Source organism: Psychrobacter halotolerans (assembly GCF_039680845.1).
GTDB lineage: Bacteria > Pseudomonadota > Gammaproteobacteria > Pseudomonadales > Moraxellaceae > Psychrobacter.
The window spans coordinates 81,896-103,454 of the sequence record NZ_JBDKWD010000003.1; the positions used below are offsets into that span (position 1 = coordinate 81,896).

At 43.7% G+C, this 21,559-nt stretch carries 16 protein-coding genes; 6 read left to right on the forward strand and 10 right to left on the reverse strand.

Annotated features, from left to right (window positions below):
* Positions 1–160: 160 nt before the first annotated feature.
* Positions 161–1,339, reverse strand: a complete 1,179-nt coding sequence (locus tag AAJP47_RS06930; protein ID WP_346717457.1) for an acyl-CoA desaturase — start codon at positions 1,337–1,339, stop codon at positions 161–163.
* 449 nt (positions 1,340–1,788) lie between these two features.
* On the reverse strand, positions 1,789–2,517 hold the full coding sequence (locus AAJP47_RS06935) for a glycerophosphodiester phosphodiesterase (protein WP_346717182.1): 729 nt from the start codon (positions 2,515–2,517) through the stop codon (positions 1,789–1,791).
* Between the two features lie 379 nt (positions 2,518–2,896).
* Between AAJP47_RS06935 and AAJP47_RS06940 the strand changes: the two genes are divergently transcribed.
* On the forward strand, positions 2,897–3,877 hold the full coding sequence (locus AAJP47_RS06940; RefSeq protein WP_346717183.1) for a hypothetical protein: 981 nt from the start codon (positions 2,897–2,899) through the stop codon (positions 3,875–3,877).
* A gap of 163 nt (positions 3,878–4,040) precedes the next feature.
* Here the strand turns inward: AAJP47_RS06940 and AAJP47_RS06945 are convergent, their stop codons facing one another.
* Entirely contained in the window at positions 4,041–4,679 is a 639-nt protein-coding gene (locus tag AAJP47_RS06945) for a cob(I)yrinic acid a,c-diamide adenosyltransferase (protein ID WP_346717184.1), read from the reverse strand.
* A gap of 261 nt (positions 4,680–4,940) precedes the next feature.
* Here AAJP47_RS06945 and cysS point away from each other — a divergent pair, with 261 nt between their 5' ends.
* From cysS to pdxH, 5 genes are all read left to right on the forward strand, one after another.
* On the forward strand, positions 4,941–6,377 hold the full coding sequence (cysS, locus tag AAJP47_RS06950; RefSeq protein ID WP_497198705.1) for a cysteine--tRNA ligase: 1,437 nt from the start codon (positions 4,941–4,943) through the stop codon (positions 6,375–6,377).
* A gap of 161 nt (positions 6,378–6,538) precedes the next feature.
* Positions 6,539–8,539, forward strand: a complete 2,001-nt coding sequence (locus AAJP47_RS06955; protein ID WP_346717186.1) for a mechanosensitive ion channel family protein — start codon at positions 6,539–6,541, stop codon at positions 8,537–8,539.
* A gap of 371 nt (positions 8,540–8,910) precedes the next feature.
* Positions 8,911–10,383, forward strand: a complete 1,473-nt coding sequence (gene guaB / locus AAJP47_RS06960; RefSeq protein ID WP_346717187.1) for an IMP dehydrogenase — start codon at positions 8,911–8,913, stop codon at positions 10,381–10,383.
* 226 nt (positions 10,384–10,609) lie between these two features.
* A complete protein-coding gene (gene glmM / locus AAJP47_RS06965) occupies positions 10,610–11,980 on the forward strand; it encodes a phosphoglucosamine mutase (RefSeq protein ID WP_346717188.1) in 1,371 nt (456 codons plus the stop codon).
* 55 nt (positions 11,981–12,035) lie between these two features.
* On the forward strand, positions 12,036–12,695 hold the full coding sequence (pdxH, locus tag AAJP47_RS06970) for a pyridoxamine 5'-phosphate oxidase (protein ID WP_346717458.1): 660 nt from the start codon (positions 12,036–12,038) through the stop codon (positions 12,693–12,695).
* A 185-nt stretch (positions 12,696–12,880) separates the two neighbouring features.
* Here the strand turns inward: pdxH and AAJP47_RS06975 are convergent, their stop codons facing one another.
* From AAJP47_RS06975 to AAJP47_RS07005, 7 genes are all read right to left on the reverse strand, one after another.
* Entirely contained in the window at positions 12,881–14,137 is a 1,257-nt protein-coding gene (locus tag AAJP47_RS06975) for an HlyD family secretion protein (protein ID WP_346717189.1), read from the reverse strand.
* Positions 14,138–14,204: 67 nt separating this feature from the next.
* On the reverse strand, positions 14,205–15,893 hold the full coding sequence (locus tag AAJP47_RS06980) for an efflux MFS transporter permease (protein WP_346717190.1): 1,689 nt from the start codon (positions 15,891–15,893) through the stop codon (positions 14,205–14,207).
* Between the two features lie 357 nt (positions 15,894–16,250).
* The gene (locus AAJP47_RS06985; RefSeq protein WP_346717191.1) at positions 16,251–16,880 is read right to left on the reverse strand and encodes a glutathione S-transferase family protein; all 630 of its coding nucleotides are present in this window, start codon (positions 16,878–16,880) and stop codon (positions 16,251–16,253) included.
* A gap of 56 nt (positions 16,881–16,936) precedes the next feature.
* Positions 16,937–17,614: a type 1 glutamine amidotransferase domain-containing protein gene (locus AAJP47_RS06990; RefSeq protein ID WP_346717192.1), complete on the reverse strand. Its 678-nt coding sequence runs from the start codon at positions 17,612–17,614 to the stop codon at positions 16,937–16,939.
* Positions 17,615–17,882: 268 nt separating this feature from the next.
* Complete coding sequence (gene curA / locus AAJP47_RS06995; RefSeq protein ID WP_346717193.1) at positions 17,883–18,932, reverse strand: NADPH-dependent curcumin/dihydrocurcumin reductase; 1,050 nt, start codon at positions 18,930–18,932, stop codon at positions 17,883–17,885.
* 175 nt (positions 18,933–19,107) lie between these two features.
* Positions 19,108–20,319 (reverse strand): iron-containing alcohol dehydrogenase, encoded by a 1,212-nt coding sequence (locus AAJP47_RS07000; RefSeq protein ID WP_346717194.1) that lies wholly within the window; start codon positions 20,317–20,319, stop codon positions 19,108–19,110.
* A 243-nt stretch (positions 20,320–20,562) separates the two neighbouring features.
* Positions 20,563–21,165 carry a TetR/AcrR family transcriptional regulator gene (locus tag AAJP47_RS07005; protein ID WP_346717195.1) on the reverse strand — a complete coding sequence of 201 codons (603 nt, stop codon included), beginning with the start codon at positions 21,163–21,165 and terminating at the stop codon, positions 20,563–20,565.
* Positions 21,166–21,559 lie beyond the last annotated feature (394 nt).

Below are 21,559 nucleotides of genomic sequence, written 5' to 3' on the forward strand. Positions count from 1 at the left end.
AAACTTATAGTCGATCCTAAATAAAATGGACACAAGAAACGATAGGACGAGACTGGAACAATTTTTCTTGCTTGCTGTGCCTACGCCGACAGAGGCATCAAAAAATTAGTCCCATTCTCGCTGTGCCTTTTTTATATCAGATTAACTATACTAGCAGCGATTAAGCGGCCTTGGTACTATGACCAATAGAGCGAAACGCTGTTTTTAGATTGCTATTATGCTCAAGTATCTTCTTCTCGATTTTAGCATAGTCATGCTTTAATTTGTCATCAACTTCATGCAAACGATCAGCAAACTCTGTCTTTTTAAGCTCAATGGTTTTGGCTTTTAGAGCTTGCCATTCTTCAACCGTTTGCGTAAAGGCATCGTACTCAAACTTAATACGATCTTGGAACGCTTTCATCGCATGAGGAATATCAAGACCCGTGCCTGCCGCCGTATCAATTTGCTGTTGTGCCTTTTTAAACTGCATCTGTACTTCAGCATGTTTGATAGTGGTATCATCCACCGTACGCAAGTCGGTAGTTAAGCCAAGCTTCGATAAGCCAACGATCAACCATTTGGTTGGATCATACTGCCACCATTTTACGCCATTACGATAATCGTATTGGAAGAAGTGATGGTAGTTGTGATAACCCTCACCCCACGTAAAGATAGCTAAGAAAAAGTTATCACGGGCACTGTTGGTATCGGTATAAGGACGCGTACCAAACATATGACAAAGCGAGTTGATAAAGAAAGTAAAGTGGTGCGTCAATACTAGACGTAGTAATCCTGCAAGGACTAACGTGCCCAATACATCACCAACTAGCCAACCGACAGCAGCGACCATACCAACGTTCAATGCCAATACCCATAGACCGTAGTACTTATGCTGAATTTGCAGCACTTTGTCTTTGGTTAAATCAGGAATGTTTTTATAGTCGAAGTTACCACTAGGATAGTTACGCAGCATCCACCCGATATGACTGAACCAAAACCCACGTTTTGCTGAATATGGATCGTCTAAGCGATGATCAACATGACGGTGGTGAGTACGGTGACCAGAAACCCAGTCAAACGCAGAACCCTGTACCGCTAGAGTAGAGCCAAGTAATAAAAAGTTTTTTACCACTGGGTGTGCTTTATAGGCACGATGCGATAACAGACGATGATAACCAGCTGTAATACTGATACCCGTCCATACCATAAATGCACCAAATACACCCCAAACTGGCGCGCTAACCTCATGAGTAAACAAATACCATGGCGTAATAATAGCCGCGGCAATAGGCGTCGCCACTAAAATAGTCGCTGGAATCCAATTGATTGGGGCTTTTGTGAACTCAAATTCGCGCATGTCGATGACTTCATCTGTAGTAGAAGCCGCCGTTTGGTCAGCAGTCTCAACGTAGTCGCGTTTAGCAACAGGTTGATCATTGAGGGCGCTTTTCGTTTTGTTCTCATCGAAACGTGTTTTAAAACGTGTGACTTGAACGCTGGCAGCTTGTAGCAAAGTGTCACCAGATTTGATAGCGAAACGTAAGCCTTTAAGCGGGAAGCCAAGTGCTTTTTTTGCAATCATATAATATCCCTAGCGGTATTAATTTAAGTCTCTATATTACCTTAAAAACTCGATAAAGTGAACAGTTATACACTATAAAAATATTGCTAAATAACAATAACTTGTATGGATTATTGAATGTATTCGCAAAAATAATAGGTGACTTATCAGGCATGAAGGAAAAGTGTAAGAAACAGGGTAGATATGTACATTGTGTGGGAGAAATGAAAAAACAAGAGAATGGCTTAATTTAAGAGTAGTTGGCTTGGGTAATCGGTAATGATGACATCAGTTTGCCATTTTATGAGTTGTTTGACGGCGTCGATATCATTGACTGTCCAAGCGCTGACTGGTAGACCATAGCGATGACTATATCTGATAAATGACTCGCTCAATAGCGGATAATAAACGCCTAACTGACCACAGCCAAGGGTTTTGGCAGTATGGGTCGCCGTCGTTAACGTGTCCTGCGTACGAATCAGTAAACCACGCGGTATATGCCTAAGAAGTTTGTTGCGTTGTAACCGTGTATGTAGCTCGACATCAAAACTGGTCAGAACAATAGGAAGTGCGCCTATAGGACTATCGATTAAGTTGTGAGACAAGGCTCTCACCAGTTTGGCATAATCGGTACGACCGTGTGTTTTGATCTCAAGCTCAATATAAGTAAAGCTTGCGAGCGTGGGCGCCATGCTCGCCAGATCAGTGATTTGATGACTAAACTGTCGATGACGCTGAATCTCTGCCATGCTTAATTGGTCAATACGCGATTGCTGGTGACACATACGCGTTAGATCGTCATCATGAAATACGACTAAATGACCATCGGCGCTTAGCTGTACATCAAATTCAATACCTGTTAATCCACGTGCTTTTAGACGCTGAGCATGTTGAAATCCCATAAAGGTGTTTTCTAATGCTTCACCTCGCGCGCCGCGATGACCCAATAGTAATGTCTGTCCCAAATTTATCATAATAGTACATAGCAATAGTTATTTTTACAGGTAATCATATAGTGCCGCATGGATGGCGTCTAATGAAATTTGCTCAATGAATCAGATTTTCGGTTTGGTTCAGAGACGAACTGTAAGTCTGTGTTTGTTATGTTTTTGCAACCAAGGCTAGGTTTTACGCGTAATGAGTGACGTTATTTGTACATCTAGCGGTTACACTAATGACCATTTCATTCAAAGACCGTATAATGACGGAGTTTTCAAACTTATAGCCATTGGCTTATGATAGTCACTGGCTTGTTTTGTAGTCACTGGCTCATCGTCATTAAGGCTATAGTTTGAACATCAATCACTGTCCATCAGTGGCGGTACGAATCAGTAAATTGGGAGCAAAAAAGACATGAGCGTAGCAAATAGTGGTTTGAGCAAATGGCACAAAGTGGCTGGGATTGGCATAGTATGTAGTTTGGCGCTTGCAGGCTGCGATCGCTCAGAGAAAGAAGACACGACTCAAACAGCAGAAGTGACAGAGCAAGAGCCTGTCGCGACTGAAGATGTGTCAGCCACTGCGGTCAGCTGTAACGATCCGATGGTACAGGATCGTCTTAAAGCGGCTTTAAAAAATACGCTGAATCAGCAAGCTCAAACGCGGGCGACCAACTACGCGGAACAATCAGAAATCAACCTAGCCAATGGCGTTATTACTGATAAAACCAACAGTATCGTGATCGATGTGCAAAACGCAGCTGTTATACAAGAAGCCAATACCAATGGTATGACGACCTGTCAGGCGAGCGTTAGCATGACTTTGCCAAGCGAAGACTTGTATCAAGCCAGCCAAGTGCAAGCGGCGAATAATCAGCCAAGTTTGCAGTCACGTTTAGCGCAAAACAACATCCGTATTAACAACAATATGCTGGTTGATGATGCCTTTACTTATGTTGTTGGTACGCAAGGCGGTCAAGTACGTACACGTATTGCAGGTCAACCGGCATTGCTTACGGTCGTCTCGGATGTCATAGCAGGGTCGGTATTTAAATCAGCGTTGGACGAACAGCGTGCCGAACGTGCTGCTCAGAGCAATAACAATAGTAGTGACAGTTCAGCCGCGCCAACTCGTCAGCCGAGAACAGTGACCCCAGTTGAGCCGATTCGTCCTACTGAACCGACACCAACGCCTAGTGTCAATGGCCCAAGCAACAACCAAAGCAGCGCTACAGAACGCAGCGCTACAGAACGCAGCGCTACAGAAAGTAGCTCTGCCGCTGAACCTAGTAGTACCAATGCTGGCAATCCTACTACGCCCGCTGTACCAAAAGTGGTACCTAACGATGAAAGCATCGATATGGTAATCATTGAAGACGAAAGTGCCACTTACTAATCAGTAAAGTTAATATGATGGATTAGTAATCACGCTCCTTCAGTAAAAAGCCCGCATCCTTCATGTTGCGGGCTTTTATTTTGTATCATCAGGTTTTGAAGAACTGTATTTTACATCGCCATGTGTTAAATAATCAGGTTCTAACTAATCGCGTTTCGAGCCGTTATTTATCTTCAGTAAAGGCTTGTAAAACCTGATTGTCCCAAAGTACTTCAGAGATTTGGTCGGGATCAGTACAAAAGCGAGCAGCCACAAATAACCAATCAGACAAGCGATTGATAAAGCTGGTGGCAGTAGGGCGAATCGCTTGCGAGCGTTGCTGCTGCAACAAAACCGCTTGGCGCTCGGCACGGCGGCAGACGCTACGTGCCACGTGCAGCTGACTGACCAAGACCGAACCTGTGGGTAAAATAAAATCCTTTAGCGGAGGCAGTACTGTATTCATTGCATCAATTTGCTGCTCTAACCAATCAATATGAGTGGCATTGATGCCTTCATATTCTGGCATGGCAAGCTCGCCGCCGATATTGAACAATAAATGCTGAATGATGACCAAGGCTTGCGCAAAGTCTGCTGTTTTTTGTGCAGGCAGATGTGCAAGGAGCGGCTGGCTTGAGGTTCGATCATTAGCGCCATTTTGAGTCAAGTGCGCGCGAACAAGGCCAATGTGTGAGTTGAGCTCATCAATATCACCCATTACATTAAATAGGTTGTCGGCTTTGCTAAGACGGCTACCATCTGCCATACCTGTACTACCGTCATCTCCGGTACGCGTGTATATTTTGCTTAAACGATTGCCCATCTCTATATCCTTAATGGTTTTTATGATTGAATCAGGTTAGTTGCGCGCTCATTGTAGTATTTTATACCTGTTTTCGCTAAGATAATGGGTTACGTTTTATTGAGTATCGATTATATATAGTAATGACATACATGAATGGTGATACGTAAATTTAACGATGACCCTTTAATAATGACTTTTATACACTTATAAGACCTTATCTTATTTTTATACTTTTAACAAAAAGGCTTTTTTACTATGACCACACCACTTGCAGACGCTATGTCTCAGCTTGCCATCTTTGATTCGCTCACTGGACGCAAGCAGCCTTTCAAACCGCTCGTCGACGGCAAGGTTGGCATGTATGTGTGCGGTATGACCGTTTATGATTATTGTCATATCGGCCATGCTCGGATGATGGTTGGATTTGATATGGCGGTACGTTGGCTTACGCAATTGGGTTATGACGTCAATTATGTGCGTAATATTACTGATATTGATGACAAAATCATCGCGCGCGCCCGTGAGAATGACGAAGAGATTGGGGTATTGACTGAGCGCTTTATCACAGCGATGCATGAAGATTTTTCTGCTCTTGGCTGCTTGACGCCCAATGCTGAGCCACGGGCGACAGATCATATCGATGAGATGCAGCAAATGATTAAAACGCTGGTCACAGGTGATTATGCGTATGCAGGGAACAATGGCGATGTCTATTATGCCGTCGATAGCTTTGCCGATTATGGCAAGTTATCTAAGCGTAATCTCGATGATATGCAGGCAGGTGCGCGCGTAGATGTCGAAAACGACAAACGTAATCCGTTTGATTTTGTATTGTGGAAGGCGGCAAAGCCTGATGAACCGCAGTGGGCCTCACCGTGGGGGCAGGGGCGTCCGGGTTGGCATATTGAGTGCTCAGCGATGTCGACTAAATGCTTGGGAGATACGTTTGATATTCATGGCGGCGGTCATGATTTACAGTTCCCGCATCACGAAAACGAGATTGCTCAGTCTGAAGCCGCGACAGGATGTGAGTATGCGCGTAACTGGATGCACGTTGGGTTTATCAACGTCGATGGCGAAAAAATGTCTAAATCGCTGGCTAACTTTTCGACCATTCGTGATGTGATCGCAAAGTACTTGCCAGAAACCGTGCGCTTTTTCTTATTATCGAGCCACTATCGCAGCCAAGTCAATTTCTCTGATAGCGCACTAGACGAAGCACATAATAGCCTAAGCAGATTATACAATGCCTTAAAGTTGGCGGAACAACAAAAAGATCAGACACCAATCATTGACGATACATTGCTAGACGCTGCCTATAATAGTACCGCTGGACAGCAATTTATCAAAGCCATGAATGATGATTTTAATAGCTCAACAGCGATTAGTATATTGTTTGGGCTGGCGCGTGATATCAATAAAGCGGTTAAAGCTGAAGACGTAGACACCGCTTGGCAATTGGCACAGCAACTTAAAGCATTGGCGCAAGTGCTCAATATTTTACAACAACCTGTGCAGCAGTTTTTGCAAGCAGTGGTTGGTGAGCAAACCGATAGCGCCTTAACGGATGACACCATTGATAACCTTATCATTGAGCGGGCAGATGCCAAAAGCAATAAAAACTTTGCGCGCGCCGACGAGATACGTGAGCTGCTAAAAGAAGCAGGTATTGAGCTTGAAGACAGTCGCGCTGGTACGACATGGCGCCGCGCATAAGGCCGCAATTACAAAACATACCTATTTATAGTAAGAAACTAAGTCAGCTTTGTGCTGGCTTTTTTTGTAGACTGCACTAAGTTAAATAAACAACAAGTCAAATAAACAACGAAAACGAGTTTTTTAAGAAAACTTCATATGAATAGGTAGCTTCTGAATATATGGATACTCTCAAGGATGGCAAGATAGTAGCCAACAAGACGTCAATTGAGATTAAAGGTAAGCAGATTTGCTGCAATCAAGATCTTTCTCACCAATCTAAAGTGCAGCGCCATGCACTGCACTTGCTGTTGGCTTCTTTTCTCATTGTTATCAGTGCTATTTGTGTGCCCGTCGTCTCCGCTCAGGCAGCAAGTAATGAGGAGACGCAAGATAGCAATGAAAAGAGTACAAGCTCGCCCGATAACTTGTCTGAATACGCCTCTCAAAAAATCAATACGATTAGAGACGAAGGTGTGAATGTTTCTGGCGCTGTCGAAGACATGTTTGATCCTACTGAGCACAATGCCGTACAGCAAGCTGGCACGCTACAAGGCGATTCGGGACTGACAGGGGAGTACGACGAGCATTACTATTTACTAGACACGCTCAACGTCGGTTTGCCGCCCTTATCTAAGCCCGCAAATCTAAGTACGCCACTGGCAACGTTGGAGTTTTTCCAGTCGGCCATGATGAAGCAGCAGTACGATTTGGCTGCTTATGCGCTTAATATGAATTTGATTGATGATAACCTTCAGCGTAATCATGCCATTGAGCTATCGAAACGTCTGGATTTTTTATTATCAGAAAAAGATCTATACGTCTTTGATGATTTGCCAGATCGTCCTGATGGTTTGATTGAGCCGCCGCTCGGTAATAATAGCAGTATCATGGGGATTACCAGACGCTCTATTAAACTTGGATACATTGACTACCGTGAACGGCGCGTTCCTATTACGTTACAGCGGGTACGGGTCAATAATAGCACCCCTGTTTGGGTATTCTCGGCACAGACAGTGGGTAATATTGACAATCTTTACGAGCAGTATCATCCAGCAGTATTTGAGCGTTATTTGCCGATGTGGATGAAATTCAAATTTTTTGGTATTGCGTTGTGGGAGTTTGCGGCGCTCGTTTTATTTTTCTTAGTCACGATGGGAATTGGTTGGATACTTAGTAAAATAACGGAAAGCATCATCAGCCGTTTTATTGATACAGAAAAGTACAGCATGTATGTAGGTAGCAGTAATGGCGTTGCAGATTTAATCAGTAAGCTGACCGTACCCTTGACGTTTACCATCAGTTTTTTACTGGTCTTTACCTTGGTGTCAGGTGGCTTTCCTTACTTAGATGCCGTTGCCTCATCGACGCGTCCGCTAATTTGGATTGGTTTGGTTTTTAGCGCCCTATGGTTGGGTATTCGTATCATTAATTTCTTTGCCAACCGCTATCAAAATATGCAGATTGAAAATCTGTCTGAGAAAAGTTTTGATAAGGAACGACGTCGCCGTACCTATGTGTCGATTTTCCGTCGTGCATTTATTTTTGTGATGGTACTTGGCAGTATTTGGGTGGGGCTTAGTGAATTTGCCAACATGGAAGGCCTTGGAAAGACACTATTAACCTCAGCTGGGATTGCCGGTGTGGTCATTGGTATTGCCGCTCAGCCCATTTTAGGGAATATCATCGCAGGCGTACAGGTGGCCGTTACTCAGCCCGTACGTATTGGTGATACTGTTATTATGGAGGGGGAGTGGTCGACCATTGAAGATTTGCGTTATACCTACGCGGTACTAAAGACATGGGATGAGCGGCGTTTAATTGTGCCAATGCGCCTACTGATCACCGAAATTGTAGAGAACTGGTCACATACAGACGTGCATCAGACATGTGTGGTTGTTTTATACATTGACTATGGCGCTGATATTGCCGCTATTCGGGACAAGTTCATCGAGGTGGTCAAGGACAATAGTTTGTGGGATGGCAAAACAGAGCCTGCAATGATTGCTTTATCCTTGACTGAAAATACCATTAAGCTTCGCGGAAGTTTGGCATCCGATGGGCCATTGAATGCTTTTTATTTGGAGTGTCAAGTGCGTGAAGAGATGTTAAGTTATCTAAACAATGAGCAAAAAGAGTATCTGCCAGCTGAGCGTTTGATACTGAAAGATAGAGAGGAATAAGAAGCGGCGTGAGAGAAATACAAAACATTTATAACGAAATACATGGCTCAAGACAGCCAAAAACTTATCCATAAAATAAGCAGACAAATAAACATGCGGTTTGTCTGCTTATTTGTTATAATACGGCGTTATTTTTAAGGGATAAATGAGCGATTAAGAGTAAGGTTGTGCTGTATTTACGCTCACTTATGACTGATAAATCAATTGCCATTCACAAGCATGATATCTGGTTGGCTTATTATTTAAAAGCGTTATGATTTAGAGTCTTTGCCAAGCAAAAACGAGAAGTCATAAAATGATATCGATGATATTGGTTGATTGTCTTAATGCAAAAATCCCATCCATCAAAATAACCACCACTAGGGGTCTGTATGTTGCGAATTGTCGATGAAGCCTTAACCTTTGATGACGTTTTACTGTTGCCAGCCTATTCTGAAGTCTTGCCAAAAACTGCCGATCTGTCTACCCGTTTGACCAAAAATATCACACTGAATCTACCGCTCATTTCCGCAGCTATGGATACCGTTACTGAGTCTGAAATGGCCATTACGATGGCACAACTAGGCGGTATGGGTATCTTGCATAAAAGCATGGATATCGTCAAACAAGCCACACAAGTACGCCGTGTCAAAAAATTTGAAGCGGGTACGGTTGTTGATCCTATCACTGTACATCCAGAAATGAGCATTGGTGAGTTATTAAAGCTAACCAACGATAATAATATCTCAGGCGTTCCTGTGGTAGAGAAGGGTACAGACAATGTGGTGGGGATTGTTACCCATAGAGATTGGCGTTTTGAGACCAACTTATCATTGTTAGTCAGTGAAATCATGACGCCAAAAGATCAATTGGTGACCGTGCAAGAAGGTGAGAGCAACGAAAATATCAAACGCTTGCTTCACGAGCACCGCATCGAAAAAGTTATCGTCATTGACGAGGATTTCCGTTTGCGCGGTTTGATTACCGTTAACGACTTTGCAAAAGCTGAAAACAATCCAAATGCTTGTAAAGATGAGCAAGGCCGTCTCCGTGTTGGTGCAGCCGTTGGTACAGGGCCAGACACCCAAGCACGCGTTGAAGCTTTGATTGACGCTGACGTCGATGTTATCGTCGTTGATACAGCCCATGGCCATTCAAAAGGCGTGATTGATAAGGTTTCTTGGATCAAAAAGCACTACCCAAATGTGCAAGTAATTGGTGGTAATATTGCAACGGGCGATGCTGCTAAAGCATTGCGTGATGCAGGTGCCGATGCGGTAAAAGTCGGTATTGGCCCAGGATCTATTTGTACCACTCGTATCATTGCTGGTATTGGTGTGCCACAAATATCAGCCATCGATAACGTTGCCAGTGCTTTACAAGACAGCATTCCATTGATCGCTGATGGCGGTATTCGCTATTCTGGCGATATGGCAAAAGCCATTGCAGCGGGCGCGTCTTGCATCATGGTCGGTTCATTGATGGCGGGTACTGAAGAAGCTCCAGGCGAAGTAGAATTGTTCCAAGGTCGCTATTACAAAGCCTACCGCGGTATGGGTAGCCTTGGAGCGATGTCAGGCTCAAATGGTTCCTCAGATCGTTATTTCCAAGATGCCAAAGATGGTGTTGAGAAGTTGGTGCCAGAAGGTATCGAAGGCCGCGTCCCTTATAAAGGACCAGTGGCTGGTATTGTCAACCAATTGGTTGGTGGTCTACGCTCATCGATGGGTTATACAGGCTCTGCCACTATTGAGGACATGCGTACCAACCCGCAGTTCATCAAGGTGACATCAGCTGGTATGAAAGAGTCACATGTTCACGATGTTCAAATCACAAAAGAAGCGCCTAACTACCGTGTAGACTAGGCACTGTCTGTCATCGATGGTTTGACAGTCCTATGTGACTTTAATCATCATGACTGTAATCATCGTTTGTTTGCAGGATTGTAGAGACTTAGATATACAAACAGCCAACAATGCCCTGCCATTGTTGGCTGTTTTTTTTTGTAAAATATATAACGAATTATTATAACAACAGCCAAACCTATGCATACGTTTGGCCTTTAATTTTTATACTTAGGAAATATACATAATGAGCTACTTTGGCACCGATGGTATTCGTGGGAAATTTGGTGAGCTGCCGATTACGCCTGATTTTATTTTAAAATTGGGTTATGTGGCCGGACAGGTGTTAATGGAAAACAATGACAATCCATCGCGCAAGCCAAGTGTGGTTATTGGTAAAGACACGCGTTTATCAGGTTACGTGATCGAAGGCGCGCTACAGGCAGGCTTTAATGCCGCAGGCGTTGACGTTCATCTACTTGGCCCATTACCAACGCCTGCTATCGCACATTTGACCCGCAGTTTTAATGCCGATGCTGGTGTGGTCATTTCAGCCTCACACAACCCGTATTATGACAACGGCATCAAATTTTTCTCAGCTGATGGTAAGAAGTTGACCGATGAGATGCAAACCGCCATTAATAACAAACTAAAAGCCGTTATGAGCCAAGCGGAAGCGGGCGACGCTGTCATCATGCCGATTCTTGATCCTGCAAACTTGGGAAAAAATAATCGAATCAATGATGCCAAAGGTCGCTATATAGAATTCTGTAAAGGCAGTTTCCCTTATCAATATGATTTGAGCCATCTGACCATCGTTGTCGACTGTGCCAATGGTGCAGGTTATAGTGTCGCCCCTAGGGTCATGCGTGAGCTTGGTGCCAATGTGATTGCGATTAATAACACGCCAGATGGTATCAATATCAACCATGAATGTGGCTCGACTCATCCTGAAAGCTTACAACAAGCAGTGGTTGAGCACGAAGCCGATGTGGGTATTGCACTGGATGGCGACGGTGACCGTATTGTGATGGTTGATGAAGCTGGCAAGTTGGTCGATGGCGATGGCATCCTATATTTGCTTGCAACCCAAGGTCATACCAAGGCTCAGGGTGTGGTTGGCACGCTCATGAGTAATATGGGACTGGAGCTGGCATTGAAAGAGGCAGGTATTGAATTTACCCGTGCAAAAGTAGGTGACCGTTATGTTATGCAAGCGCTTGAAGCCAATGGCTGGATATTGGGCGGAGAGCCTTCTGGACACATTTTGTGTTTGGATAAGAGTCGTACGGGGGATGCCATTATAGCGAGTTTGCAGGTACTGGCTGTGATGCAGGCGCAAGGGCGTGCGCTGAGTGCGCTGGTCGAGGGCTTTGACTTGCTACCACAAAAGTTGGTCAATGTACGTTTGCCGCAAATGAAAAACCCTTTTGACTATGAAGAGTTGGTTGCCGCCTTTGATAAGGCACAAGCCACATTAGAAGGGCGTGGTCGGTTACTCATTCGCCAATCCGGTACAGAGCCGATGATACGAGTGATGGTTGAGTCTGATGATGAAATAGAATGTGATGTCATGGCCAATGAGTTGGGCGATCATATCAAAGCGGTTTTGAGTTAATCGCCGCTGCTGGGTTAAACCATTAATCAAATCAGAATGAGGAAATACAATGAGTATGGACTTTACCGATCAACGTCTTTCATACGAGAAAGGGGTGCTTGACCAACAGTCAGTACCAGACTCACCGTTCGAGCTTTTGAACGCTTGGATGAGTGAAGCGATAGAGCAAAATGTTCAAGAACCTTATGCCATGAGCTTAGCGACTTGCGGCGCGGACAACAAGCCTAGCGTACGTATTGTATTGCTACGTGAGATCACAGACACGGGTATTGTTTTTTATACCAATTATGAAAGTGCCAAAGGTCAAGATATTGCAGAAAATCCAAATGCCGAAGTCCTGTTTTTTTGGCATGAGCTTGAGCGTCAAATCCGTATTAGCGGCAGTATTGCTAAAATTGATGCCAACAAATCTGCCGCTTATTTTCAAAAACGCCCCCATGACAGTCAAGTAGGGGCGTGGGTCAGCCAGCCTCAAAGTGGTGAAGTGGCCAACCGCGAAGTCATGGAAGAGACGTTTTCTCAATTACAACAAGAGTATCCAGAAAACCTGCCTGTACCCACACCGGAATTTTGGGGTGGTTATGAGATTACGATTGAAGAAATTGAGTTTTGGCAAGGCCGTGCCAATCGTATGCACGATCGCATCGTTTATGTGCAAGAGGATGATAGCAAAGCCAACCCTTCAGGTTGGACGACAAAACGTTTGCTACCCTAGTTGATCCTAAATAAAAGGTTGACACAAAATGATAGGGCGAGACTGGAACCAATTTTTCTTGCTTGCTGTGCCTTTTTGATATTGTACTGATTATATTTAAAAAGCCATTCTAAATACCTACCTTAGTAGGGTTAGAATGGCTTTTTTATGTGCTTTCTATTTTAGCCTATTTTTATCGTGGTCTGTTATTTTCTCTTAACGTCGGTATCGATATTGGCTGAGACTGACATACCAGGACGCAAGCGTACAAGCTCAGGCTGATTTTGATCTAAATCAATACGCACAGGGACTCGTTGAGCGACTTTAATGTAGTTACCTGTCGCTGGATTGGCAGCACCTGCGCTAAATTCACTGCCTGTTGCTGGTGAGATGCTACTCACGTGACCTGTAAATTCGGTACCGCCCAGTGCATCCACACGGATCGTGGCAGGCTCACCAATTGCCATATCCGCTATTTGAGTTTCTTTAAAGTTTGCGATAATCCACACCCCTTTCGGTACGATATACATAAGTTGCGTACCCGCACTTACGTACTGGCCTTCCTTAACACTGACTTGGCTGAGCTGACCAGATTCAGGCGCAGTGATGATGGTGTTATCCAAATTAATCTGGGCTTGCTTCACACCCGCTTCCGCATTTTTTATGTTTGCATCTAAAGACGAGCGGCTACCACTGGTTTTTTCACGATTTTCGCGTGCGGCTTGGAGATTGGCTTCTGCCTGCTGAACGCCTGCCTGTGCCTGTGCCAGCTGCGCCCTGATATGCGCTACTTCGGCTTTTGATACCGCACCAATCGCATCCAAGCCTTGATAACGGTTCAAATCTTCACGCGCACTATCAACATTGATCTTAGCGCTATACAGATCTGCCTCACGGGCTTCAATCTGCGCTTGACTGGTTTGCGTGTCTTGAGCATTGCTAGAGCGGTTAGTGAGCGCGACCTCTGTATCGGCTTGCGCTTGTTCAAGCTGCTGTTGAAACGTACGATCGTCTATTTTCACCAATAAATCACCCGCTTTGACATTCGCAAAATCTTGCACTGCCACTTCGGTCACGTAACCTGAGACTTGCGGGCTAATAATGGTCGTTTGACCTTTGACAAAGGCGTTATTGGTTTGTTGTATCGTCGGTGTAAAAGGCGGTAGCTTCCATGCGTACAAAATCAAAGCCACACCAATGATGATCAATAAAATCAACAACCCTAAGTTTAAATAAGATTTTTTCTTGGGCGACCAGCCAGTGGTGTCAGGAATAGGTTCCTTTGGCGGCATCGGTGTCTCATTACTGTCTTCTGCATTTTCTTCAATACGAGGTTCTTTTTCAACAGGGTCAGGGACGGTCTGCGTGGTACTAGGTTGCGTGTCTGTTTGGGTACTTGTAGCTGGCGCGTCAGTTGATGTCTGAGGTTTTTGCATAAGCTCTTTGGGGTTTTCTTGACTCATGACGCGCTCCTAATTGTAATGGACATAGGCTTGAGTGTGTTTATTATGGATAAAGGGACAGGATGGATCATTTGTTTTCACGTAATTTGGCAATGACTGCCAGCTCTTTGGCGAGCGGGTTACGTTTATGATAGCGATAATAAAAATAATTGATTAACAAAATAATAGTGGCGATAGTAGCCATACTGGCCATCACAAAGAATAAATCACTATACGCCGCGACAGTTGCTTGCTGCTGAATACCTTGAATCACTTGACTCATGGCAGCAACGTTCGCTTGGGTAGAATCTGTTAGTTGACTTGATAAAGCACTGCGTGCGCCGGCAACTTGCGCTACTAATTCAGGATCTCCTAAGTTGAGCGAGTTGACCATATCAGTATAATGCATCTTTGTGCGAATAGTGGTAAAGGCTTGAATGGCTGCTGCGCCTGCAAGTCCACCAACCGTTTGTGAGATACCAAAAATCACGGAAAAACTAATAATATAGGCAGGGCCACTGGCAATAGCGCGTAAAAACCCTTCAAAAACCAGCGGTCCCATAAAATATATAGCGGCAAAGGCGATTAAAAACTGGCTCAGATAAAACATATAAGGTGCTGAATTGATAGAGACCCCCGTGTCCATCCAAGCACCTACCGCAATTAATGCCATGGCAAAAATAACGGGACGGCGCAGCTCCGTCGCAGCAGTACTAAAAATACTAATGACCAATGCTAAGACGCTGGCCGCTAGTATGACCGCATAAAAAGTAATCAGCTGATCATTGCCATAGCCAAGACTGGCCAGTAATCCTGCCGCACCGACATTCTGCTCAGACAATAAAATACGCATGACAGCACCCGTGATCATAAACGCAATAATATTGCGACTACGCATCCAGCGAACTTGTAGCATGGGATTTTTACGATGAGTTTCAATCCACAATGCGATGCTAATATTGACGGCGGCAATGATGAGCGCGTAGATCAGCCAAGGCGTTGTCCACCACTGGATGCGGCCCTGTACCAAAAACACCGCCAACGCCGCAAGACCACTAGCAAAAAAAGCAAAGCTTAAAAAATCCAATTTTTCAAAGACTTTTTCAGTATTGCCGGGTGGTAGCTCCAATATATTAATAAGTCCAAAACAGATCAGGGCCAAACCAAATTGAAATAAAAATAAGTTTTCAAGTTGACCGTCGATAGCGAGGTAGGGCGAGATAATTCGTGACAACGGAATACCAAACTGTACTAAGCCAAACCCCAATATCAAGCCACTCGTACGTTTGACGGTTGGCATACCTTGCAAACAGTAAAATAAGCCCAATATGGTCATGCCACTAGCAACCATGCCGCTCAATCCTCGAGCAATGATTTCTAGATAATAAGAATCAATCTGGATATTGGTCGCGTTCAATAGATGGCTACTGACAAACCACTGTAGACTCGTAGCCGCTAGTAGGAAAAACAGGGTGATTTTGCTAAAAAGCGACATGCCAAATTGCTGGCGAATTTTATACAGTAGCACCGTGATACAAGCATTCGTCATGTTGTAGCTGACCGATATCCATCCGCCTTCCACGGGCGTCAGTCCCATCTCGCCTTGAATTTGCGTTAAATTGGCAACCAGCAAGCCGTTTTGGAAACTGGCCGTCAAGCCAATAATAATACCAATCATTAAGTAAAAGAATTTACGGCGTGCAGGATGATCAGGATTGGCAGGAGAGCCGACCATTAATGGTTGTTCATGGGGCTTAAATTGATATTCAGTATTCATGAGCGTACGACGATGTTTATAAGAGAGTAGTTAACATAGGGCAGTGCCCAGAAAAAATTGTACCGTTTGGATAGGTATCAACTGAGGTAAACGCTATTAAATACAGGCAAGACAAAAAATTAATTTAAAAATGGCGGGCAGAATTTTATCATAATTTTCAATCAGCTTTTGTCATATACACGTAAGTGATTGCCTATATTAAAAGTACCATTTTTAGCCTAGTTAGATAACCATCGCTTGAATGGAGGCCACACCATAATCAAGTCAAAAAACCAATCAATAAATTGTTTAATGGAACAAAAAAAACAGCTCTAAGGCGAGCTGTCTTTTATAAACGAAACATCTTAGCCTGTCTGATTACGTTGATTGATCATAATTCGATTCTAAACGCATGGCACGCTGATAACTGTCAAGGCTGGCCAATTGTAAGGCATACTGTTTGATATACGGATAGTCTTCCAATGCTTCGCGCTGAGCCAGCACGATCAGATCAAAAGACAACATCATATCGGCACCGCTTAATCTATTGCCAACAATAAATGATTTGCCTGCGACTTCATCATTTAAATAACTGAGCAACTTATGCTTTTCTTGACGGATATAAGCGTTCAAAAAATCATTATCGAGCACACCTGCTTTTTTAATGAATAATTTGAGAGACAAAGGCAGCATCAATGAGCTTTCGGAAAAGTGAATCCACTGCAAATAAGTCCCATAATCCGCGCTATCTACCGCAGGACGTAGACGCTTTGGGGCAAACTTCTCAATCAATAACTCGGTAATAGCGCCTGACTCAGCATAAACCTTATCATCCATCTCGATAACCGGAGATTTACCAAGAGGATGAATAGTCTTTAGACTGGGCGGTGCCAACCGAGTTTCAGTATCGCGTTGATAGCTAACAATCTCATAAGGCACATTTAGCTCTTCTAAAAGCCATAAAATGCGCAATGACCGTGATTGATTCAGATGATGTAAGCGGATCATGAGGTTGGCCTTTTTGCATGGTTTATTTTATTGACCGTCAAGCACTATCTTAACCTTTAACCTTTAAGCTTAGTGATTAGACGTTTGGCCGCTTCTTCTGATGAGGCTGGGTTTTGACCTGTAATCAACAAACCGTCTTCTACGACAAACGATTCCCAATCAGCCGCTTTTTCATAGTTACCGCCATTGGCTTTTAACGCATCTTCTACTAAGAAGGGTACGACATCGGTTAGGCCAACAGCGTCTTCTTCAGAATTGGTAAAGCCAGTCACTGTTTTACCTTTGACGAGATACTCACCGTCAATCTTGACGTTTTTAAGCGCGGCAGGAGAGTGACAAACAAAAGCAACAGGCTTGTCTTGTTTAACAAAAGTTTCAATCAAATTGATAGAGTTGTTATCAACTGCCAAATCCCACAATGGGCCATGACCACCGGGATAAAAGACAGAGTCGAAATCTTCTGCTTTCATATCAGCAAGTTTTTTAGTGTTGGCAAGATGCTCTTGTGCTTGAGTATCTTCTTTAAAGCGTTTGGTGTCTTTGGTTTGCGTGTCTTCAGTGTCGCTACCCGGATCAAGCGGTGGTTGACCGCCGGCAGGAGAAGCTAGCGTGACATTAACACCCGCATCTAAAAACGCGTAGTAAGGAGCGGCAAATTCTTCTAGCCAAAAACCTGTTTTTTTGCCTGTATCACCCAGACGATCATGTGACGTTAGTACCATTAAAATATTCATAAGTATCCTTAATTTACGATGTTGATTGAATCAAAATTGGTTGAATCAAATTCTCTTGTTGTCAACAGTCATAGACTGTCAATCGAGATACCACTGAATGTTATTAAAGCGATACTATTGCAACAGTCTTATCATTATGAAAATGATAATCAGAGGAGCAACTGTCAACAGTATCTGCGAGGCGACAATAAATTTCAGTGGTAATATTAGCGAGTTGTGTTGTTAAGTAGTTATTAGCACTTATCTAACGTTAACTAAAGAAAGATCATTAGTGAACATCAGCTACTTTAACCACCGTTTTACCGAAGTTATCGCCGTTTAACATACGAACAAAGGCGTCGGGCGCATTGTCTAAGCCTTCAGCCACATACTCTTTGGTTTTGACAGCGCCGGACTCTACCCATTTGCTCATGGTTTCTAAAAACTCAGGGTAATGATCGCCGTACTCTTCAAAGATAATAAAGCCTTTAATGGTGAGGCGACGGCTTAAGACGAGACCTGTCAATACGCTCAAACGATCTTTACCTTCAGGTAATTCGGTAGCGTTGTATTGGGCGACCAAACCGCAAACTGGGATGCGAGCATGTGCATTCAAAAGAGGCATCACGGCATCAAATACTTTGCCGCCGACATTTTCGTAATAGATATCGATACCATCTGGGCAGGCCGCTTTTAATTGTTCGGCAAAGTCATCGGCTTTATGGTCGATACAGACGTCAAAGCCCAGCTCATTAACCGCGAAATCACATTTTTCTTGACCGCCAGCGACACCCACAGTACGCACGCCGTATTGATTACCGACTTGTCCGACGGTCGCGCCGACGGGTCCGGTCGCCGCAGCAACGACTAAGGTCTCGCCTTTTTTTGGCTTGCCGATATCAGTCAAACCCATGTAGCCTGTAAAGCCTGGCATACCTAATACCCCCAGACCATAAGAAGGATTTTCCATATCTTTATCAAGCTTTAGAACACCTTCGCCATCACTGACGCTGTAATCCTGCCAGCCTGAGTTTGAAACCACCAAATCACCAACCGCGAATTTGTCAATATTAGACTCAACAACTTGGGCAACCGTACCGCCCATGATGACATCACCCACTGCTAAGGGATCAGCATAGCTTTTGGCATCGCTCATACGTCCACGCATATAGGGATCTAATGACAAATAAACCGTGCGCAATAGCATCTCATTGTCTTTGGGCGATGGGATGTCAGTGGTAATCATGTCAAAGTTTTCAGCTTTAGGTTCACCTGTAGGGCGACTGGCAAGCTTGATTTGACGGTTTGTATTTTGGTTTTGCTCTTTATCAAAACTCATTATATTTTTCCTTTTTTATTTATTGGATATAAGTACTCTTTGTTAAATGAGTAACTACTCAGTGCTGAGTAGTTACTGCACAATAAAAGTTACTGCACAATAAAAGTTACTGCAAAATAAAAGCTACTATAAAAATCCGAAAGATACGTTCTTTTTATTATTGTGATCTCTTCGATTAAGACGCTTTGCTAGTAACGGCGCGATCCAAAATACGGCGCGAAACTTCTAAATCATTCTTACCATGCTCGCCCAGTTTTACCATGTTATGAGCTTCAAGCTGTTTCACAATTGGGTCGATTGCGGTTTGCGTCAAATCCACATCTTCTAAGCTGACTGGCAAGCCCAAGTCGCGGAAAAAGTTTTCAGTATAGACAATGGCCGTTTCAATAACAGTGTCATCGTCTTGATCTGTATCGGTGATATTCCACACGTTACGTGCATACTGAAGTAGTTTCTCTTTTTTGCTTTCTTTAAGCTCACGCATCACAGATGGCAATACAATTGTCAAAGTACGAGCATGATCGATGCTATGCAATGATGTCAGTTCATGACCGATCATATGAGTGGTCCAATCTTGTGGCACGCCCGTACCGATCAGACCATTCAGCGCCATGGTGGCTGTCCACATAATGTTCTTACGAGTTTCTAAATTATCTGGATCTTGCTTAACGACCAAGCCTTCAGCAATTAAGATTTTGAGTAAACTTTCAGCAAACGCGTCTTGAACTTTGGCATTCACTGGGTAAGTTAGGTATTGCTCCATTACATGAACAAAGGCATCCGCTACGCCGTTCATTACTTGGCGCTCAGGTAACGTCAATGTTTTTACTGGGTCTAAGATTGAAAATTTAGGGAAGGCCAGTGGGTTACCAAACGGCAGTTTTGCTTGGCGCTCACTGTAGTTAATCACGCCGCCTGAGTTCATCTCAGAACCTGTGGCTGGAATGGTCAGTACCGCACCCAAATCAACAGCAGAGTTTAGATCTTTGCAGTAGCTGATAAGAGCATCCCACGCTTGATCACGTGATACGCTGCCATCTTCTTCAGTCAACGAAGAAACCAATGCGACAAACTTACTGCCATCAATGACTGACCCGCCACCAACTGCCAAGATAAAGTCAATGTTGTGCTCATTGACCATGTCAGCTGCTTTTAATAGCGTTGTAAATTCTGGATTGGCTTCGATACCACCAAACTCAAATACATCACGTGAGCCGCTTGCTGCCAACGCTTGTTTTACTTCATCTAGCGTACCTGTGCGTTGCGCTGAACCACCACCATAAGTAATGAGCACGCGTGCATCAGTAGGGACAAGCTCTGATAACTGAGCGATTTGACCTTCACCAAAAACGATACGGACGGGATTGTAGTATTGAAAGTTATTCATAAAATTCCTAAGCTGTATTAGAGGGTTATAAAATATTTTGATTAAAAATAGAGTGATTGCCAAGAAGGGGATTGCATTGAGTGAATTAACAATGCTCAACGCGCTTCTTAAATCTGTGGTCATTGTACATTAATTAGACCGGTCGTCTAGAGCTGTTTACAAAAGTATCCTACAACTGAGATGATCTAAGACATGCTCTTAGTTAAGGATAACTTTATATTTCGAGGAGGCAGTCCGGTTGTATCAACGTCCCATCTGGGATGTGGTCATCTGCCATACTTCTGCAAGGGGCGTGTTGGTTTGACTGGTTTTGGCAATTAAGCTGGCGCCAAGCCAAGCAAAATACCAACGTTTGGCCATACTTTCAGCGGCCACGTTGTCAAGGTGAGGAACAGAGTTATCCGCCCAGCCCGCCTTGATCTGCTGCGCCAGCCAATTGATGGTTTGCTGATACCCTGCATTTAGGGCAATACGCATAGGCTCTGACATATCTGCGACTTCCGCACTCAGTTTAACCACCAAGCATTTTTTATAGTCGCAGCCATTTTGCTGAGTGTCATACCAGTTCTGAAAGTAGTTATAGAGCTTTTGCTGAGCGTTAATGTCTTGGGAGGCTATTGCATCTAACCGTCTTTTATAATCGGTAAAATAGTTACTGATAATAGCCTCACCAAAGGCTTCCTTTGACGCAAAGTAATGATAGAACGAGCCTTTAGGAATACCAGCGGTGTCCAGTATCTGTTTGATACCGACACCTGTGAACCCTTTTTTGGCAATAAGCTGATAGCCTGTCTCCAATAGATGAGTTTTGGTATCTGGTAAGATGGTCGCCGAGTTAGCAGACATAATAGTCATGTACTCCTAAGATTGATAAAGTGTGTAAAGAGAGTGTCATCATAAGAATCGCTGTCATAAAAGAGTTGCAGACACGAGTGGATAATAAATTTATCCCTAATTATAGATCGCGATAATTAATGTTACGTTTTTTCAACAAGTTTTGGTGACAAATTATTCTCTTTATAATGAGGTATATGTTACCATTAGACCAGTCGTCTAGCAAGTTGTGTTTTGATAAGTGCTTTTGATTAACGTTAATGATGTATCACTCATGTTATTTCTTAGTCATTATTTATCAACGACTGTACCGATAAAATAGACAGATGCCGATAAGGTCGTACAAAACGTCCTTTATAGTTATACGACTTAGGATTTCCTTCTTAATGACATCTAAATCTACAAC

Coding starts and splice junctions, on each gene's coding strand:
- cysS (WP_497198705.1), top strand. CDS start 4,941: ATGTCTCAGCTTGCCATCTTTGATTCGCTCACTGGACGCAAGCAGCCT.
- AAJP47_RS06945 (WP_346717184.1), bottom strand. CDS start 4,679: ATGGGCAATCGTTTAAGCAAAATATACACGCGTACCGGAGATGACGGT.
- AAJP47_RS07000 (WP_346717194.1), bottom strand. CDS start 20,319: ATGAATAACTTTCAATACTACAATCCCGTCCGTATCGTTTTTGGTGAA.
- AAJP47_RS06975 (WP_346717189.1), bottom strand. CDS start 14,137: ATGAGTCAAGAAAACCCCAAAGAGCTTATGCAAAAACCTCAGACATCA.
- AAJP47_RS06985 (WP_346717191.1), bottom strand. CDS start 16,880: ATGATCCGCTTACATCATCTGAATCAATCACGGTCATTGCGCATTTTA.
- AAJP47_RS06980 (WP_346717190.1), bottom strand. CDS start 15,893: ATGAATACTGAATATCAATTTAAGCCCCATGAACAACCATTAATGGTC.
- AAJP47_RS06940 (WP_346717183.1), top strand. CDS start 2,897: ATGAGCGTAGCAAATAGTGGTTTGAGCAAATGGCACAAAGTGGCTGGG.
- guaB (WP_346717187.1), top strand. CDS start 8,911: ATGTTGCGAATTGTCGATGAAGCCTTAACCTTTGATGACGTTTTACTG.
- AAJP47_RS06935 (WP_346717182.1), bottom strand. CDS start 2,517: ATGATAAATTTGGGACAGACATTACTATTGGGTCATCGCGGCGCGCGA.
- curA (WP_346717193.1), bottom strand. CDS start 18,932: ATGAGTTTTGATAAAGAGCAAAACCAAAATACAAACCGTCAAATCAAG.
- pdxH (WP_346717458.1), top strand. CDS start 12,036: ATGGACTTTACCGATCAACGTCTTTCATACGAGAAAGGGGTGCTTGAC.
- AAJP47_RS07005 (WP_346717195.1), bottom strand. CDS start 21,165: ATGTCTGCTAACTCGGCGACCATCTTACCAGATACCAAAACTCATCTA.
- AAJP47_RS06930 (WP_346717457.1), bottom strand. CDS start 1,339: ATGCGCGAATTTGAGTTCACAAAAGCCCCAATCAATTGGATTCCAGCG.
- glmM (WP_346717188.1), top strand. CDS start 10,610: ATGAGCTACTTTGGCACCGATGGTATTCGTGGGAAATTTGGTGAGCTG.
- AAJP47_RS06955 (WP_346717186.1), top strand. CDS start 6,539: ATGGATACTCTCAAGGATGGCAAGATAGTAGCCAACAAGACGTCAATT.
- AAJP47_RS06990 (WP_346717192.1), bottom strand. CDS start 17,614: ATGAATATTTTAATGGTACTAACGTCACATGATCGTCTGGGTGATACA.